This window comes from Siccibacter colletis, from assembly GCF_025914095.1.
In the GTDB taxonomy this organism is placed as follows: Bacteria; Pseudomonadota; Gammaproteobacteria; order Enterobacterales; family Enterobacteriaceae; genus Siccibacter; species Siccibacter colletis.
Genome location: NZ_CP074352.1, coordinates 903568 through 919389 on the forward strand (window position 1 = coordinate 903568; position 15822 = coordinate 919389).

The 15822-nt window shown below is 57.8% G+C and carries 14 protein-coding genes; 11 read left to right on the forward strand and 3 right to left on the reverse strand.

Going from position 1 to position 15822, the window contains the following annotated elements; genetic code table 11:
• Position 1: 1 nt before the first annotated feature.
• The 5 genes from phoB to malZ all read left to right on the forward strand — a co-directional run bounded on the left by phoB (position 2) and on the right by malZ (position 7170).
• Entirely contained in the window at positions 2–691 is a 690-nt protein-coding gene (phoB, locus tag KFZ77_RS04400; RefSeq protein ID WP_031524229.1) for a phosphate response regulator transcription factor PhoB, read from the forward strand.
• A 22-nt stretch (positions 692–713) separates the two neighbouring features.
• Entirely contained in the window at positions 714–2024 is a 1311-nt protein-coding gene (gene phoR / locus KFZ77_RS04405) for a phosphate regulon sensor histidine kinase PhoR (RefSeq protein WP_031524231.1), read from the forward strand.
• A 400-nt stretch (positions 2025–2424) separates the two neighbouring features.
• Complete coding sequence (brnQ, locus tag KFZ77_RS04410; protein ID WP_031524233.1) at positions 2425–3744, forward strand: branched-chain amino acid transporter carrier protein BrnQ; 1320 nt, start codon at positions 2425–2427, stop codon at positions 3742–3744.
• Between the two features lie 75 nt (positions 3745–3819).
• Positions 3820–5193 (forward strand): proline-specific permease ProY, encoded by a 1374-nt coding sequence (gene proY, locus KFZ77_RS04415; protein WP_031524235.1) that lies wholly within the window; start codon positions 3820–3822, stop codon positions 5191–5193.
• A gap of 159 nt (positions 5194–5352) precedes the next feature.
• Positions 5353–7170, forward strand: coding sequence for a maltodextrin glucosidase (malZ, locus tag KFZ77_RS04420; RefSeq protein ID WP_264385542.1), 1818 nt, complete (start codon positions 5353–5355; stop codon positions 7168–7170).
• On the opposite strand, the gene acpH is transcribed toward malZ, so the two are convergent.
• Positions 7167–7748 (reverse strand): ACP phosphodiesterase, encoded by a 582-nt coding sequence (gene acpH, locus KFZ77_RS04425; protein ID WP_031524239.1) that lies wholly within the window; start codon positions 7746–7748, stop codon positions 7167–7169. The two genes, malZ and acpH, sit on opposite strands and share 4 nt — an antisense overlap.
• A 93-nt stretch (positions 7749–7841) precedes the next feature.
• Between acpH and queA the strand changes: the two genes are divergently transcribed.
• From queA to secF, 5 genes are all read left to right on the forward strand, one after another.
• Entirely contained in the window at positions 7842–8912 is a 1071-nt protein-coding gene (gene queA / locus KFZ77_RS04430) for a tRNA preQ1(34) S-adenosylmethionine ribosyltransferase-isomerase QueA (protein WP_031524241.1), read from the forward strand.
• A 79-nt stretch (positions 8913–8991) separates the two neighbouring features.
• Positions 8992–10119 (forward strand): tRNA guanosine(34) transglycosylase Tgt, encoded by a 1128-nt coding sequence (tgt, locus tag KFZ77_RS04435; protein WP_031524243.1) that lies wholly within the window; start codon positions 8992–8994, stop codon positions 10117–10119.
• Positions 10120–10140: 21 nt separating this feature from the next.
• Positions 10141–10473, forward strand: coding sequence for a preprotein translocase subunit YajC (yajC, locus tag KFZ77_RS04440; protein ID WP_024550835.1), 333 nt, complete (start codon positions 10141–10143; stop codon positions 10471–10473).
• A gap of 24 nt (positions 10474–10497) precedes the next feature.
• On the forward strand, positions 10498–12345 hold the full coding sequence (gene secD / locus KFZ77_RS04445) for a protein translocase subunit SecD (protein ID WP_072002061.1): 1848 nt from the start codon (positions 10498–10500) through the stop codon (positions 12343–12345).
• A gap of 10 nt (positions 12346–12355) precedes the next feature.
• The gene (secF, locus tag KFZ77_RS04450) at positions 12356–13327 is read left to right on the forward strand and encodes a protein translocase subunit SecF (protein ID WP_264385543.1); all 972 of its coding nucleotides are present in this window, start codon (positions 12356–12358) and stop codon (positions 13325–13327) included.
• 177 nt (positions 13328–13504) lie between these two features.
• Here the strand turns inward: secF and KFZ77_RS04455 are convergent, their stop codons facing one another.
• Together KFZ77_RS04455 and KFZ77_RS04460 are read right to left on the reverse strand one after the other, a co-directional pair.
• A complete protein-coding gene (locus KFZ77_RS04455; protein WP_264385544.1) occupies positions 13505–14359 on the reverse strand; it encodes a nucleoside-specific channel-forming protein Tsx in 855 nt (284 codons plus the stop codon).
• Positions 14360–14682: 323 nt separating this feature from the next.
• Positions 14683–15222, reverse strand: a complete 540-nt coding sequence (locus tag KFZ77_RS04460; protein ID WP_031524251.1) for a SadB/YajI family lipoprotein — start codon at positions 15220–15222, stop codon at positions 14683–14685.
• Positions 15223–15372: 150 nt separating this feature from the next.
• Between KFZ77_RS04460 and nrdR the strand changes: the two genes are divergently transcribed.
• Positions 15373–15822: a transcriptional regulator NrdR gene (nrdR, locus tag KFZ77_RS04465; RefSeq protein ID WP_031524253.1), complete on the forward strand. Its 450-nt coding sequence runs from the start codon at positions 15373–15375 to the stop codon at positions 15820–15822.

A 15822-nucleotide genomic window follows, 5' to 3' on the forward strand; every position in this document is an offset into this window, starting at 1 on the left:
TATGGCGAGACGCATTCTGGTCGTAGAAGATGAAGCTCCTATCCGTGAAATGGTGTGCTTCGTGCTCGAGCAAAACGGCTTTCAGCCTGTTGAAGCTGAGGATTATGACAGCGCAGTAAACAATCTCAATGAACCCTGGCCCGATCTTATTTTGCTCGACTGGATGCTGCCTGGCGGTTCCGGCCTGCAGTTCATCAAGCATCTCAAACGCGAAGCCCTCACCCGTGATATTCCGGTGATGATGCTGACCGCGCGCGGTGAAGAGGAAGACAGGGTACGCGGGCTGGAAACCGGTGCCGATGACTACATCACCAAACCCTTCTCGCCGAAAGAGCTGGTGGCGCGCATCAAAGCCGTTATGCGCCGCATTTCGCCGATGGCGGTGGAAGAGGTGATCGAGATGCAGGGCTTAAGTCTCGACCCGTCATCACACCGCGTCATGACCGGCGACAATCCGCTGGACATGGGACCGACTGAATTTAAGCTGTTACACTTCTTCATGACTCACCCGGAGCGCGTATACAGCCGCGAACAGCTGCTGAACAACGTCTGGGGCACCAACGTGTACGTCGAGGATCGCACGGTGGATGTGCATATTCGTCGTCTGCGCAAGGCGCTGGAACACAGCGGCCACGATCGTATGGTGCAAACGGTACGCGGGACGGGATATCGTTTCTCTGCGCGTTTCTGACAATCTGACTGGAGTGTGACCCGTGCTGGAACGGCTGTCATGGAAAAGGCTGGTGCTGGAGCTGGTGTTATGTTGCCTTCCCGCATTCATCCTTGGCGCGATATTTGGTTATCTGCCGTGGTTTTTGCTGGCGGCGGTAACCGGACTGCTCATCTGGCATTTCTGGAATCTTCTTCGCCTCTCCTGGTGGCTGTGGGTTGACCGCAGCATGACGCCGCCGCCGGGCAGCGGCAGCTGGGAGCCGCTGCTCTACGGGCTGTACCAGATGCAGATGCGCAATAAAAAGCGCCGTCGCGAACTGGGTAGCCTGATCAAACGCTTTCGCAGCGGGGCCGAGTCGCTGCCGGACGCGGTAATCCTCACCACCGAAGAGGGTACCATGTTCTGGTGTAACGGCCTGGCACAACAGCTGCTGGGGCTGCGCTGGCCGGATGATAACGGGCAAAACATTCTCAACCTGCTGCGCTATCCGGAATTTACCGAATACCTTCACAAGCAGGACTTCTCCCGTCCGCTCAATCTGGTGCTCAACAACGGCCGCCATCTGGAGTTCCGCATTATGCCTTACAGCGAGCAACAGCTGCTGATGGCGGCGCGGGACATCACCCAGATGCACCAGCTCGAAGGGGCGCGGCGCAACTTCTTCGCCAACGTCAGCCATGAGCTGCGCACGCCGCTGACGGTGCTACAGGGCTATCTGGAGATGATGCAGGAGCAGAAGCTTGATGAGCCGTTACGCTCCCGGGCGCTGCACACCATGCGCGAGCAGACCTCCCGCATGGAAGGGCTGGTGAAACAGCTACTGACGCTGTCAAAAATTGAGGCGTCGCCGACGCTGGTGCTGAATGAAAAGATTGATGTGCCGATGATGCTGCGCGTCGTGGAGCGCGAAGCGCAAACCCTCAGTCACGGCAATCACGTGCTGCACTTTGAGATCGAGCCGGATCTGGTGGTGCTCGGTAATGAGGAGCAGCTGCGCAGCGCGATGTCGAACCTGGTGTATAACGCGGTTAACCATACGCCGGTGGGCACCGAGATCACCGTATGCTGGAAGCGCGTGCCGCACGGTGCCTGGTTCAGCGTTTCTGATAACGGGCCGGGGATCGCCTCAGAGCACATTCCGCGCCTTACCGAGCGCTTCTACCGGGTCGATAAAGCGCGCTCGCGCCAGACCGGCGGCAGCGGGCTGGGGCTGGCGATCGTCAAACACGCCGTGAACCATCACGACGCCCGACTGGATATCGAAAGCGCGCCCGGAAAAGGAGCCTGCTTCTCCTTTACCCTGCCTGAACGGCTGATCGTGCAGCCGTCGCGCGAAGCGGTCACCTCTTAAGCTGTCAGCATCACTTTCCATCAGGCCAGATTTCTGGCCTTTTTCCTTTTCGCATAAGTAAAACCTATGATTGCTTTCCGCCAGTTGATGCTTTTTTGGTCGCATGAATGGCGGTGGCTAAAGTGAATAAACAGTGTTTTAAACTGGTCCGTTTTGCATATCTGGAATAATGGTCTGGTTTTACGATCCCGCCTTGCCTTTAAACGTTATAAGCGTTTAAATTGCGCCCCTGTTGTTACCTGTCAGACTGTGATTGCGCGGTAATTCGAAAAACTATTCTTCGCCTGCGTAACCGGGAAGCATATCCCGCTGTTTTTCAAGGTAATCACCACTTTTTCGCCACGTTACGGCGAAAAGCCTTTTTAACGACAACACCATATCCACGAGCCGTAAGAGTTTTATGACCCATCACTTAAAATCACGCGACATTATTGCCCTGGGCTTTATGACCTTCGCGCTGTTCGTTGGCGCAGGCAATATCATCTTCCCTCCAATGGTTGGCTTACAGGCAGGCGAAAACGTCTGGACTGCCGCGTTGGGTTTTCTGCTTACTGCGGTTGGTCTGCCGGTACTGACGGTGATTGCACTGGCTCGCGTGGGCGGCGGTGTTGATAACCTGAGCACGCCGATTGGCAAAAAAGCGGGCGTGCTGCTGGCTACGGTGTGCTATCTCGCTGTCGGGCCGCTGTTCGCCACGCCGCGTACCGCCACCGTCTCCTTTGAAGTGGGCATCGCGCCGCTGACCGGCACCGGCGTTGCGCCGCTGCTGATCTACAGCATCGTCTACTTCCTGCTGGTGATTGGTGTGTCGCTCTATCCGGGCAAACTGCTGGATACCGTGGGCAATTTCCTTGCGCCGCTGAAAATTCTGGCGCTGGTGGTGCTGAGCGTGGCCGCTATCGTCTGGCCGGCGGGGGATATCAGCGTGGCGACCGACGCCTATCAGAATGCGGCATTCTCTAACGGCTTTGTGAACGGCTATCTGACGATGGACACCCTCGGCGCGCTGGTGTTCGGCATCGTTATCGTCAACGCCGCACGTTCCCGTGGCGTGAGCGATGCCCGCCTGCTGACCCGCTACACCGTGTGGGCTGGCCTGATTGCCGGTGTCGGCCTGACGCTGCTTTACCTGGCGCTGTTCCGTCTGGGTTCCGACAGCGCAAGCCTTGTGGATCAGTCTGCTAACGGCGCGGCTATCCTGCATGCTTACGTCCAGCACACCTTCGGCAACGGCGGCAGCTTCCTGCTGGCGGCGCTGATCTTCATCGCCTGCATGGTGACCGCGGTTGGCCTGACCTGTGCCTGCGCCGAGTTCTTCGCCCAGTACCTGCCGCTCTCCTATCGCACGCTGGTATTTATCCTTGGCGGCTTCTCCATGCTGGTCTCTAACCTCGGCCTGAGCCATCTGATCCAGATCTCCGTGCCGGTGCTGACTGCCATTTACCCGCCGTGCATCGTGCTGATTGTGTTAAGCTTCACCCGCCCGTGGTGGAACAACGCGACCCGCGTGATTGCCCCGGCGATGTTTGTGAGCCTGGTGCTGGGTCTGATCGACGGCGTTAAAGCCTCGGCGCTGGCGGATACCCTGCCGGGCTGGATGCAGCATCTGCCGCTGGCCGATCAAAACCTGGCGTGGCTCATCCCGTCGCTGGTGGTGCTGGTGGCCTCCATCATCTGGGACCGCGCAGCGGGACGGCAAGCGACGTCAAACGCGCACTAAGTCTTTGCAGTATTATGTCTAACCACGGGGCCGTCGCTCCGTGGTTTTTTTATTGTGTTGGGTGGTAAAGAAAAGATGGAAAAGGTGAACTCGCTTAAACGCGGTTTGAGCACAAGGCACATCCGCTTTATGGCGTTAGGCTCGGCGATTGGCACCGGGCTTTTTTATGGTTCGGCGGACGCCATCAAAATGGCCGGGCCGAGCGTGCTGCTGGCCTACATCATTGGCGGCGTGGCGGCGTACATTATTATGCGCGCGCTGGGCGAGATGTCGGTCCATAACCCGGCGGCCAGCTCGTTTTCACGCTATGCCCAGGAGAACCTCGGGCCGCTGGCGGGGTACATCACCGGCTGGACCTACTGCTTCGAAATACTGATTGTCGCCATTGCCGACGTTACCGCGTTCGGCATCTATATGAGCGTCTGGTTCCCGACGGTGCCGCACTGGATCTGGGTGCTGAGCGTGGTGATGATCATCTGCGCGGTTAACCTGATGAGCGTGAAGGTGTTCGGCGAGCTGGAGTTCTGGTTCTCGTTCTTCAAAGTTGCCACCATTATCATCATGATCGCCGCCGGTATCGGCATCATTATCTGGGGCATCGGCAACGGCGGTCAGCCCACCGGCATCAGTAATCTGTGGAGCAACGGCGGGTTCTTCAGCAACGGCTGGCTCGGCATGGTGATGTCGCTGCAGATGGTGATGTTCGCCTATGGCGGGATTGAAATTATCGGCATCACCGCCGGGGAAGCGAAAGATCCGCAGAAATCGATTCCGCGCGCGATTAACTCCGTGCCGATGCGCATTCTGGTGTTCTATGTCGGGACGCTGTTCGTCATCATGTCCATCTATCCGTGGAACCAGGTTGGCACCAACGGCAGCCCGTTCGTGCTCACCTTCCAGCATCTGGGCATTACCTTTGCGGCCAGCATTCTCAACTTTGTGGTGCTCACCGCGTCGCTGTCGGCAATCAACAGCGACGTGTTCGGCGTTGGACGTATGCTGCACGGTATGGCGGAGCAGGGCAGCGCGCCGAAGATGTTTGCGAAAACCTCCAGCAAGGGCATTCCGTGGGTGACGGTGCTGGTGATGACCGTGGCGCTGCTGTTCGCAGCCTGGCTTAACTACATCATGCCGGAGAACGTCTTCCTGGTGATCGCCTCGCTGGCGACCTTCGCCACGGTATGGGTATGGATCATGATCCTGCTGTCGCAGATTGCCTTCCGTAAGCGCCTGCCGCCGGAAGAGGTAAAAGCGTTGACCTTCAAAGTGCCGGGCGGCGTAGCCACTACCGTAGTCGGGCTGCTGTTCCTGGTGTTTATTATTGGTCTGATTGGCTACCACCCGGAAACCCGCATCTCGCTGTACGTGGGCTTTGCCTGGATTGCGCTGCTGCTGGTGGGCTGGGTGTTCAAACGCCGCCACGACAGGAAAAAAGCGCTCGTCCGCTGACCACTTCAACCCCGCCGCGCTGGCGGGATTTTTGTTTTCCCTCTACGCTCACAGACGACCTCCGCCCCGCGTCTCCTCCCCGTAATCCGCACGCAGTGAGGAGGGCGACACACGCGCGTTATGGCAAGGTGGCGGCGATAAATATGAGGGAGAAACGCTATGTTGAATGCCTGGCATCTGCCGGTTGCGCCGTTTGTAAAGCAGCAGCAGGAGAGCTTACTGATCACCCTCTGGCTGGCGGGAGACGCGCTGCCGGAGCGGGTAATGCTGCGCTACGAGCTGGATAACGAAGAGACCGCGCTGCGCATGACCCGCGTGCGCGGTGCTACGCCGCCGGGGATTACGGCCTGGCGCGGAAACGTTGATCTCAGCAGCGGCCAGCCGCGCCGCCGCTACAGCTTTAAGCTGCTGTGGCCTGACCGGCAGATGTGGTTTACCCCACAGGGGCTGGCAAAATTTCCGCCCGCCAGCCTTGAGCAGTTTGCCATCGACCTGCCGGACAGCGGGCCGGAGTGGGTGGCGGATCAGGTGTTCTACCAGATCTTCCCGGACCGCTTCGCGCGCGGCAGCCAGCGCCGCCCCGAGCAGGACGCGGTCTACTATCACCACGCCGTCGGGCATGACATTGTGCGCCGCGAATGGGACGCCCCCCTGACCGCCGAGGCGGGCGGGTCCACCTTCTACGGCGGCGACCTGGACGGCATCAGCGAAAAGTTACCCTGGCTGGCAAAACTTGGCGTCACCGCCCTCTATCTCAATCCGGTTTTCGTGGCCCCGAGCGTGCACAAATATGACACCGCCGACTACCGCCACGTCGATCCGCAGCTTGGCGGCGATGCGGCGCTGCTGCGCCTGCGCGAAAACACCCGTCAGCGCGGAATGCGGCTGATCCTCGACGGCGTGTTCAACCACACCGGGGATTCCCACCCGTGGTTTGACCGTCATCAGCAGACCGGGCAGGGCGCCTGTCACCACCCTGACTCGCCGTGGCGCGACTGGTATCAGTTCTCGGAGGAGGGCAAGGCGCTGGACTGGCTCGGCTATGCCAGCCTGCCGAAGCTCGACTTTCGCTCCGCCGGGCTTAAAGCGGAAATCTACGGCGGCGAGAACAGCATCGTGCGCCACTGGCTGAAAGCGCCCTGGTCAATGGATGGCTGGCGGCTGGACGTGGTGCATATGCTGGGGGAAGAGGGCGGCGCGAAAAACAATCGTGAACACGTTGCCGCCATTCGCCAGGCGGCGAAGGCGGAGAATCCACAGGCGTTTGTGTTCGGGGAGCATTTCGGCGATGCCCGCGCCTGGTTGCAGGCCGATGCCGAAGATGCGGCGATGAACTACCGCGGCTTTACCCTTCCGCTGTGGGGGTTCCTGGCGAATACCGATATCTCTTACGACCCGCAGCAGCTCGATGCCCAAACCTGTATCGCCTGGATGGAGCAGTACCGCGCCGGGCTGTCGCACCAGCAGCAGCTGCGCATGTTCAACCAGCTCGACAGCCACGATACCGCGCGCTTTAAAACGCTGCTTGGTAAAGACGTCGCGCGTCTGCCTCTGGCGGTGGTGTGGCTGTTCAGCTGGCCCGGCGTGCCGTGCATCTACTATGGCGATGAAGTGGGGCTGGACGGCAATAACGATCCGTTCTGCCGTAAACCCTATCCCTGGCGGGCGGAGCAGCAGGACCAGACCCTGCTGGCGCTGTATCAGCGCATGGCGGCCCTGCGCAAGCGCAGCCCGGCGCTACGGCGCGGCGGCTGTTGCGTGCAGTATGCTGAAGGCGATGTGGTTATCTTTGTTCGCGTGCTGCAGGGTGAGCGGGTGCTGGTGGCTATCAACCGGGGTGAGGCTCAGCACGTGACGCTGCCGCCGTCGCCGCTGACGGACGGACGCGAATGGCAGCGGCTGGAGGGTGAAGGCGAGCTGCAGGAAGCGAACGTCGCGCTGCCCGCGATATCGGCCACGGTGTGGCGCAGCCGCTAGAGCGCTTTCTGGCGGGCCTGCTCCATCATGGTGGGGTAGAACTGCCAGAACTGTTTTTCCAGCGCGTCGTAGTGGCGGTCGAGATCGTGCCAGGAGTCGCGCAGGGCATCGAGACGTGGACGCCGGTTCGCCATGCCGTTGAGCACGTTCTGAATAAAGGCCATGTCGGCATAGCGCTCCATCCAGCGCTCTGACCAGAGGTGATCGTTAAGATTGATGAAGCGCGGCGGCGTGTCCGGCAGATGCGGCACAATGCTGCCCTGCGCGTGGGCAATAAACGCCGCCAGCGGCTGGGACGGCGACAGCTGTGCCCAGTGGCGCGACAGGAAATGGTCCCACATCACGTCAAGGGTAATCGGGGCGACACGGCGGGTTTCCGGGCGGAACCATTCGCGTGCCTCCTTAACCTGCGGCAGGTTGTCGGTCAGGACATCAATGCGGCGGTGCATGTGGATGCCCGCGACGATATCCGCGGTAAACAGCGTGTCAGGATTGCCGCGCACGAAGTCGGCGAGCAAATTGCCGAGCAGCGAGCTTTGCGCCAGATGCGCCAGATGCAGGTGTGCGAGAAAGTTCATGCGTTAATCATATCCGTAAACAGCCTTAGGGTTGCAGCAAAAGCGCACCAGCACTAGACTAGGCCGCCTGTTTTGTCCTCACGAGTTCCAGCCATGCGCGTTTCAGATTTTGCTTTTGAGTTACCCGATTCACTTATCGCCCATTACCCGCAAGCGCAGCGTAGCGCCTGCCGATTATTGTCGCTCGATGGGCCGACAGGGCAGCTTGAACATGGCACTTTCACGGATCTGCTCGACAAACTCAACCCCGGCGATCTGCTGGTGTTCAATAATACCCGCGTGATCCCGGCGCGCCTGTTTGGCCGCAAGGTCAGCGGCGGCAAGATTGAAGTGCTGGTAGAACGCATGCTGGACGATAAGCGTATTCTGGCACACGTTCGCGCGTCAAAAGCGCCGAAGCCGGGTGCGGAACTGCTGCTGGGCGACGACGAAAGCATCCAGGCCACCATGGTGGCGCGCCACGATGCGCTGTTCGAAATTGCCTTTAACGATGCGCGTCCGGTGCTGGATATTCTTAACGATATCGGCCATATGCCGCTGCCGCCGTACATTGAGCGCCCGGATGAAGATGCCGACCGCGAACTGTACCAGACCGTCTACAGTCAGAAACCGGGGGCCGTTGCTGCGCCTACCGCCGGGCTGCACTTTGACGAGCCGCTGCTGGAAAAGCTGCGCGAAAAAGGCATTGAGATGGCGTTCGTCACGCTGCACGTCGGGGCCGGCACCTTCCAGCCGGTGCGCGTAGACAGCATTGAAGACCACATCATGCACGCCGAATACGCCGAAGTGCCGCAGGAGGTTGTGGATGCGGTGCTGGGGGCCAAAGCGCGCGGTAACCGGGTGATCGCCGTAGGCACCACCTCAGTGCGTTCGCTGGAGAGCGCGGCCCAGGCGGCGCAGGACGCGATGATCGCGCCGTTCTTCGGCGATACCAAAATCTTTATCTATCCGGGTTATCAGTACCGCGTGATCGATGCGCTGGTCACCAATTTCCATCTGCCGGAATCAACGCTCATCATGCTGGTGTCTGCCTTTGCTGGCTATCAGCACACCATGAATGCCTACCGCGAGGCCGTCGAGGCCCAATATCGCTTTTTTAGTTACGGTGATGCGATGTTTATCACGTACAATCCGGCAGCTATAAACGAGCGCCCGGGCGCTTAATCCATTCTGCGCCGCCGGAGCCATTCCGACGGCGCCTGTGCCTTAATCATCAGACTGTTTCTCTGATGTGGAGAAAATTGTGAAATTTGAATTAGATACTACCGACGGCCGCGCGCGCCGCGGTCGCCTCGTGTTTGAGCGCGGCGTGGTTGAAACCCCGGCCTTTATGCCTGTGGGGACTTACGGCACCGTTAAAGGCATGACGCCGGAAGAAGTTGAAGCCACCGGCGCGCAGATTATCCTCGGCAACACCTTCCACCTCTGGCTGCGTCCTGGTCAGGAGATCATGAAGCTGCACGGCGACCTGCACGATTTCATGCAGTGGAAAGGGCCAATCCTTACCGACTCCGGCGGCTTCCAGGTGTTCAGCCTCGGCGACATCCGCAAGATCACCGAAGCGGGCGTGCACTTCCGCAACCCGATTAACGGCGATCCGATCTTCCTCGATCCGGAAAAATCCATGGAGATTCAATACGATCTCGGCTCCGACATCGTGATGATCTTCGATGAGTGCACGCCGTACCCGGCGGACTGGGATTACGCGAAGCGCTCGATGGAAATGTCGCTGCGCTGGGCGCAGCGCAGCCGCGATCGCTTTGATTCGCTTGGCAATAAAAATGCGCTGTTCGGCATTATCCAGGGCAGTGTTTACGAAGATTTACGCGATATCTCCGTGAAAGGTCTGGTAGAGATAGGCTTTGATGGCTACGCTGTCGGCGGTCTGGCGGTTGGGGAACCGAAAGAAGATATGCACCGCATTCTGGAGCACGTCTGCCCGCAAATCCCGGCTGACAAACCGCGATACCTGATGGGTGTGGGGAAACCGGAAGATCTGGTGGAAGGGGTGCGCCGCGGTATCGATATGTTCGACTGCGTCATGCCGACCCGCAACGCGCGTAACGGCCACCTGTTTGTGACCACTGGCGTCGTAAAAATCCGCAATGCGAAATACAAAAGCGATACCGGTCCGCTCGATCCCGAGTGTGATTGCTATACGTGTCGCAATTATTCGCTCGCTTACTTGCATCATCTTGACCGTTGCAACGAAATACTGGGCGCGCGGCTCAATACCATTCACAACCTGCGTCACTATCAGCGCTTAATGGCTGGTTTACGCAAGGCTATTGAAGAAGGTAAATTAGAGCACTTCGTCACGGAGTTTTACCAACGCCAGGGTAGACCGGTTCCACCTTTGAACGTTGATTAATTTAATAATGAGGGAATTTTAATGAGCTTTTTCATTTCTGATGCGGTAGCAGCAGCTGGCGCGCCATCACAGGGCAGCCCGATGTCTCTGATCCTGATGCTGGTTGTTTTCGGTCTGATTTTCTATTTCATGATCCTGCGCCCGCAGCAAAAACGCACCAAAGAGCATAAAAAGCTGATGGACTCCATCGCGAAAGGCGATGAAGTGCTGACCAACGGCGGTCTGGTTGGACGCGTGACCAAAGTAACCGACAACGGCTACATTGCTATCGCGCTGAACGACACCACTGAAGTGGTTATCAAACGTGATTTCGTTGCTGCCGTTCTGCCGAAAGGTACGATGAAGGCGCTGTAATTCCCATTATCAAAGGCAACTGCCGTGTTAAACCGTTATCCTTTGTGGAAGTACATCATGCTGGTCGTCGTGCTAATCGTCGGCCTGCTTTACGCGCTTCCCAACCTGTATGGTGAGGATCCGGCTGTTCAAATCACTGGCGCGCGCGGTGGCGCCGCCAGTGAGCAAACGCTGAATCAGGTCCAGAACACCTTAAAAGAACAAAAAATCACCGCTAAGTCTCTGGCGCTGGAAGAAGGCGCTATTCTTGCGCGTTTCGACTCGACCGACACTCAGCTGCGCGCGCGTGAAGCGCTGCTTAGCACGCTTGGCGAAGACTACGTGGTGGCACTCAACCTGGCACCGGCTACGCCGCGCTGGTTAAGCGCACTCGCTGCCGAACCGATGAAGCTGGGTCTTGACCTGCGCGGCGGCGTTCACTTCCTGATGGAAGTGGATATGGATACCGCGCTTGGCAAGCTTCAGGAACAGAACATCGACACCCTGCGCAGCGACCTGCGCGAAAAGTCCATTCCTTACACCACGGTTCGTAAAATCGACAACTACGGTGTGAACATCGTGTTCCGCGACGGCGATGCCCGTGACGCGGGTGCTTCCTGGCTGCGCAGCCGCCATCAGGATCTGGTCATCAGCAACGACGGCAGCAACGGTATTCGCGTTGTCATGTCCGATGCCCGCCTGTCCGAAGCGCGTGAATACGCGGTACAGCAGAACATCACTATTCTGCGTAACCGTGTAAACCAGCTGGGCGTTGCCGAGCCGCTGGTCCAGCGTCAGGGTGCAGATCGCATCGTGGTTGAACTGCCGGGTATTCAGGACACCGCGCGCGCCAAAGAGATTCTGGGCGCTACCGCGACGCTGGAGTTCCGTCTGGTTAACACCAACGTTGACGCCAGCGCTGCCTCTGCTGGCCGCGTACCGGGCGACTCCGAAGTGAAGAAAACCCGCGAAGGCCAGCCGGTTGTGCTGTACAAGCGCGTGATCCTCACTGGTGACCACATCACGGATTCCACGTCCAGCATGGATGAGTACAACCAGCCGCAGGTGAACATTTCACTGGACGGCGCGGGCGGTAACATCATGTCTAACTTCACCAAAGACAACATCAATAAACCGATGGCGACGCTCTTTGTGGAGTACAAGGACAGCGGGAAGAAAGATGCCAATGGCCGTTCCGTGCTGGTGAAGCAGGAAGAGGTAATCAACATCGCGAACATTCAGTCGCGTCTTGGCAACAGCTTCCGTATCACCGGTATCGATAACCCGAACGAAGCGCGTCAGCTGTCGCTGCTGCTGCGTGCGGGTGCGCTGATTGCACCGATTCAGATCGTGGAAGAGCGTACTATCGGGCCAACCCTGGGTTCTCAGAACATCCAGCAGGGTCTGGAAGCCTGCCTCGCCGGTCTGGCTGTGTCCATCATCTTCATGCTCTTCTTCTACAAGAAGTTCGGCATGATCGCGACCACCGCGCTTATCGCGAACCTGGTGCTGATTGTCGGCATCATGTCGCTGCTGCCGGGGGCCACGCTCACCATGCCGGGTATTGCGGGTATCGTGTTAACCCTTGCGGTTGCGGTGGATGCGAACGTACTGATCAACGAACGTATTAAGGAAGAACTTAAGAACGGGCGTTCAGTACAGCAGGCGATTGATGAAGGGTATAAAGGCGCGTTCAGCTCGATCTTCGATGCGAACATCACCACCCTGATTAAAGTCATCATCCTGTACGCCGTTGGTACCGGTGCGATTAAAGGGTTTGCAATCACCACCGGTATTGGCGTCGCGACGTCAATGTTCACAGCAATCGTCGGTACCCGTGCCATCGTAAACCTGCTGTACGGCGGCAAACGCGTCAAAAAGCTGTCTATCTGAGGAGTGCGTTGTGGCACAGGAATATACTGTTGAACAATTGAACCACGGCCGTAAAGTCTATGACTTTATGCGCTGGGACTACTGGGCCTTTGGCATCTCCGGTCTGCTGTTGATCGCGGCGGTTGTCATCATCGGCGTACGCGGCTTCAACTGGGGCCTCGACTTTACCGGTGGTACGGTCATTGAAATTTCGCTGGAGAAACCAGCGGATATGGATCTGATGCGTCAGTCGCTGGAGAAAGCGGGCTTTGAAGAGCCGCTGTTGCAAAACTTCGGTAGCAGCCGCGACATCATGGTGCGCATGCCGCCTGCTGAGGGCGCCACCGGCGGTCAGGAGCTGGGCAGCAAAGTGGTTAGCGTCATCAATGAAGCGACCAACCAGAATGCTGCGGTGAAGCGTATTGAGTTTGTCGGCCCGAGCGTGGGTGCCGATCTGGCTACTAACGGTGCGATGGCACTGCTGGTGGCACTGATCTCCATTCTGGTTTACGTTGGCTTCCGCTTTGAGTGGCGCCTGGCGGCCGGGGTGGTTATCGCTCTGGCGCACGACGTGGTGATCACGATGGGCGTGTTGTCGCTGTTCCAGATTGAGATTGACCTGACCATCATCGCCTCCCTGATGTCGGTCATCGGTTACTCCCTGAACGACAGCATCGTGGTATCCGACCGTATTCGTGAAAACTTCCGTAAGATCCGTCGCGGAACGCCTTACGAAATCTTTAACGTGTCGCTGACCCAGACGCTGCAGAGGACGTTGATCACATCCGGTACCACCCTCGTGGTGATCCTGATGCTCTACCTCTTCGGCGGCGCGATGCTGCAGGGCTTCTCCCTGACCATGCTGATCGGGGTTTCCATCGGTACGGCGTCGTCTATCTACGTGGCTTCCGCGCTGGCGCTGAAGCTGGGTATGAAGCGTGAGCATCTGCTGCAGCAGAAGGTTGAGAAGGAAGGGGCGGATCAGCCGTCAATTCTGCCTTAATCGCTGTTGAGCCAGTAAAAACCGTAGCCCTCCGGCTGCGGTTTTTTTTCGCCTGGCTTTTGCCTTTGCGGCACTATTCAGTATTCAAAGGTGGGTGCGCACCCTGGGTGCTGCGGCACTATTCAGGCAATAAAAAAGCCGGTCAGCTGACCGGCTTTTCTCTGTATGGCAACGCTATCAGAAGTTGTAACCCACAACCAGGTACCAACCGAAGCCGTTAGATTTGATTTTTTCATTCTGGAAGAACGGCTGATCGCCATCATTCCACTGACCGCCGTTATGGAAATAACGCGCCACGGCAGAGTAGTGCCAGTGGTCGTAGTTCAGCGACAGGATGTGGCTGGACGCGATGGAGTTGCTGGTGCGGTATGCATCGTCACCCAGATCGGAGCCCCAGTCGAAGTTGGTGAAGCCGATATAGCTCAGGTTGCCGCCCCACAGCTGGGTCAGCGGCACAAAGTATTTCACCTTGAAGCGATAGCCGTCCCACTCGTTCTCGTTGGACGCGCCGTAGTTCTGCCACTGGTATTTGGCGTATACGTTCATCGACAGGCTCATCGGCAGACCGGTTTCGATATCAGTACCCAGACCCATATACCAGGTGCTCTGGCGGTTAGCCTGGTTGCGACCCATGTCGTAGATGTAGTTGTTGGCGAAATACCACTCTTTGAACGGACCAAACGCCAGGCTGGTGCCGGTCAGCTTGTCGATAGAGAAGCGCGGTTCGATCTCCATAAACAGCGGGGAGCCGTGATCCCAGATGCCGCGTGAGGTGGAGTCGCCACCGAAGAATTTCGGTGCATCAATGTAGCCGTAGAAATCGAACCAGTCCTTTTTGGCAAAGGCTTCATATTCCAGATAGGTATCGTTGCGCAGCTGAGGTCCAAAACGGGTGTCGGCACTGGCCACTACGTTGACGCTCTGGTGCCACCAGTCAGAAACGTAGTCGTTGTTTTTAGTATCCGCTGCGCTGGCAGAGAACGATCCGGAGAGAGCCAGCGCTGCGCCGGCGGCTAAGACGATTTTTTTCATATTTATGCCACTGATTAGAAATCCCAAAAGGGAATAAGGAACCTGAGTGCAACCACAACCGCTACAGTTGTTTGACGCGCGACTATTATAGAAATCCTTGCTCACAAAAATATGTGTTGTTTCACATTCTTCTTACGCACGTAATCGATTGCGTTCACGTTTGCGTACATTGAACGGCACGGATTGTACGGAGATTGACGCGTAACGCAAGTCTCAGTCGAGATCGTCCGCTTATGACGCGTTCGGAAAGGGATGTGTCGAAGGGTCAGAAAAGATGAAAAAGCGTGTCCAGACGGGCGGCGCGGGAACGCCGCCCGGTATTATTACTGCGCCAGCGGCTGGATGTCGTGAATACGCACGAAGCCCAGCTGATCGGGCGTGATATTTGGCATAGAGAGTGGCAACAGGACGTCGCTCGGTGCCAGGGTGCTGGCCGGGGCGCTGACCAGGGTGTTCTGCACGTTCACTTCCTGGAAATTTTCCGTGGTGCCCTGGATCTGGCCCCACTCCACCGTGGCGGTGAACGCCGGTAACGGCTCGTTAGACTCACCGCTGATCTTCAGATTAGCCCGGGTACCGTTGCCGTCGGCTGCGATATCCTGCAGCGACATGCGCAGCATGCCGATCTGGCTGTTGAGGCGCGCCGGAGTTTTCGCGCCGGGCAGCAGGTAAACGCCAGACGTAGAGCGCTTGTTCAGGGCGTTCTGCTGCGTCAGCTTCACGGTCTGCTCGGTAAGTTTCGTCATCTCGTGATTGAGGGTTTTCACCTCGTTATGCATCTGGCGGACTTCGCTTTGCTGTGCGCAGGCGGTGAGCGACAGCAGGCTGCCGACCATCAAGAGTTTCACGTAACGTTTTGCCATTATCGGTTTCCTTCATTTATCAGGCTATTAACAGAGTAGACCGCGGTTAAACGAGGTGGATAGATCCTTTGTCTCAAAACGCTTCGTCTTTGTCGTCCCGCCACTTCGGGTTACACTAGACATCAGTTTATCTCTTCTTCAGGACGCGCTATGCATTGCCCATTCTGTTTCGCTGTAGACACGAAAGTGATTGATTCCCGTCTGGTTGGTGAAGGTTCGTCGGTCAGACGCCGTCGCCAGTGCCTGGTCTGCAACGAGCGCTTTACCACATTTGAAGTGGCGGAGCTGGTAATGCCGCGCGTTGTGAAAAGCAACGATGTACGCGAGCCGTTTAATGAAGACAAGCTGCGCAGTGGGATGCTGAAAGCGCTGGAGAAACGCCCCGTGAGTGCCGACGATGTCGAAATGGCGCTCAACCACATCAAATCCCACCTGCGCGCCACCGGCGAGCGGGAGATCCCCAGCAAAATGATCGGCAACCTGGTGATGGAGCAGCTTAAAAAGCTCGATAAGGTCGCCTATATCCGTTTCGCTTCCGTTTATCGCAGCTTCGAAGATATTCGTGAGTTTGGCGAGGAGATCGCGAGGTTGCAGGACTGA

What these genes read in the sequence shown, in the direction of transcription:
- phoB (WP_031524229.1), top strand. Translation starts at nt 2, where the DNA reads ATGGCGAGACGCATTCTGGTCGTAGAAGATGAAGCTCCTATCCGTGAA.
- brnQ (WP_031524233.1), top strand. Translation starts at nt 2,425, where the DNA reads ATGACCCATCACTTAAAATCACGCGACATTATTGCCCTGGGCTTTATG.
- proY (WP_031524235.1), top strand. Translation starts at nt 3,820, where the DNA reads ATGGAAAAGGTGAACTCGCTTAAACGCGGTTTGAGCACAAGGCACATC.
- malZ (WP_264385542.1), top strand. Translation starts at nt 5,353, where the DNA reads ATGTTGAATGCCTGGCATCTGCCGGTTGCGCCGTTTGTAAAGCAGCAG.
- acpH (WP_031524239.1), bottom strand. Translation starts at nt 7,748, where the DNA reads ATGAACTTTCTCGCACACCTGCATCTGGCGCATCTGGCGCAAAGCTCG.
- queA (WP_031524241.1), top strand. Translation starts at nt 7,842, where the DNA reads ATGCGCGTTTCAGATTTTGCTTTTGAGTTACCCGATTCACTTATCGCC.
- yajC (WP_024550835.1), top strand. Translation starts at nt 10,141, where the DNA reads ATGAGCTTTTTCATTTCTGATGCGGTAGCAGCAGCTGGCGCGCCATCA.
- KFZ77_RS04455 (WP_264385544.1), bottom strand. Translation starts at nt 14,359, where the DNA reads ATGAAAAAAATCGTCTTAGCCGCCGGCGCAGCGCTGGCTCTCTCCGGA.
- KFZ77_RS04460 (WP_031524251.1), bottom strand. Translation starts at nt 15,222, where the DNA reads ATGGCAAAACGTTACGTGAAACTCTTGATGGTCGGCAGCCTGCTGTCG.
- nrdR (WP_031524253.1), top strand. Translation starts at nt 15,373, where the DNA reads ATGCATTGCCCATTCTGTTTCGCTGTAGACACGAAAGTGATTGATTCC.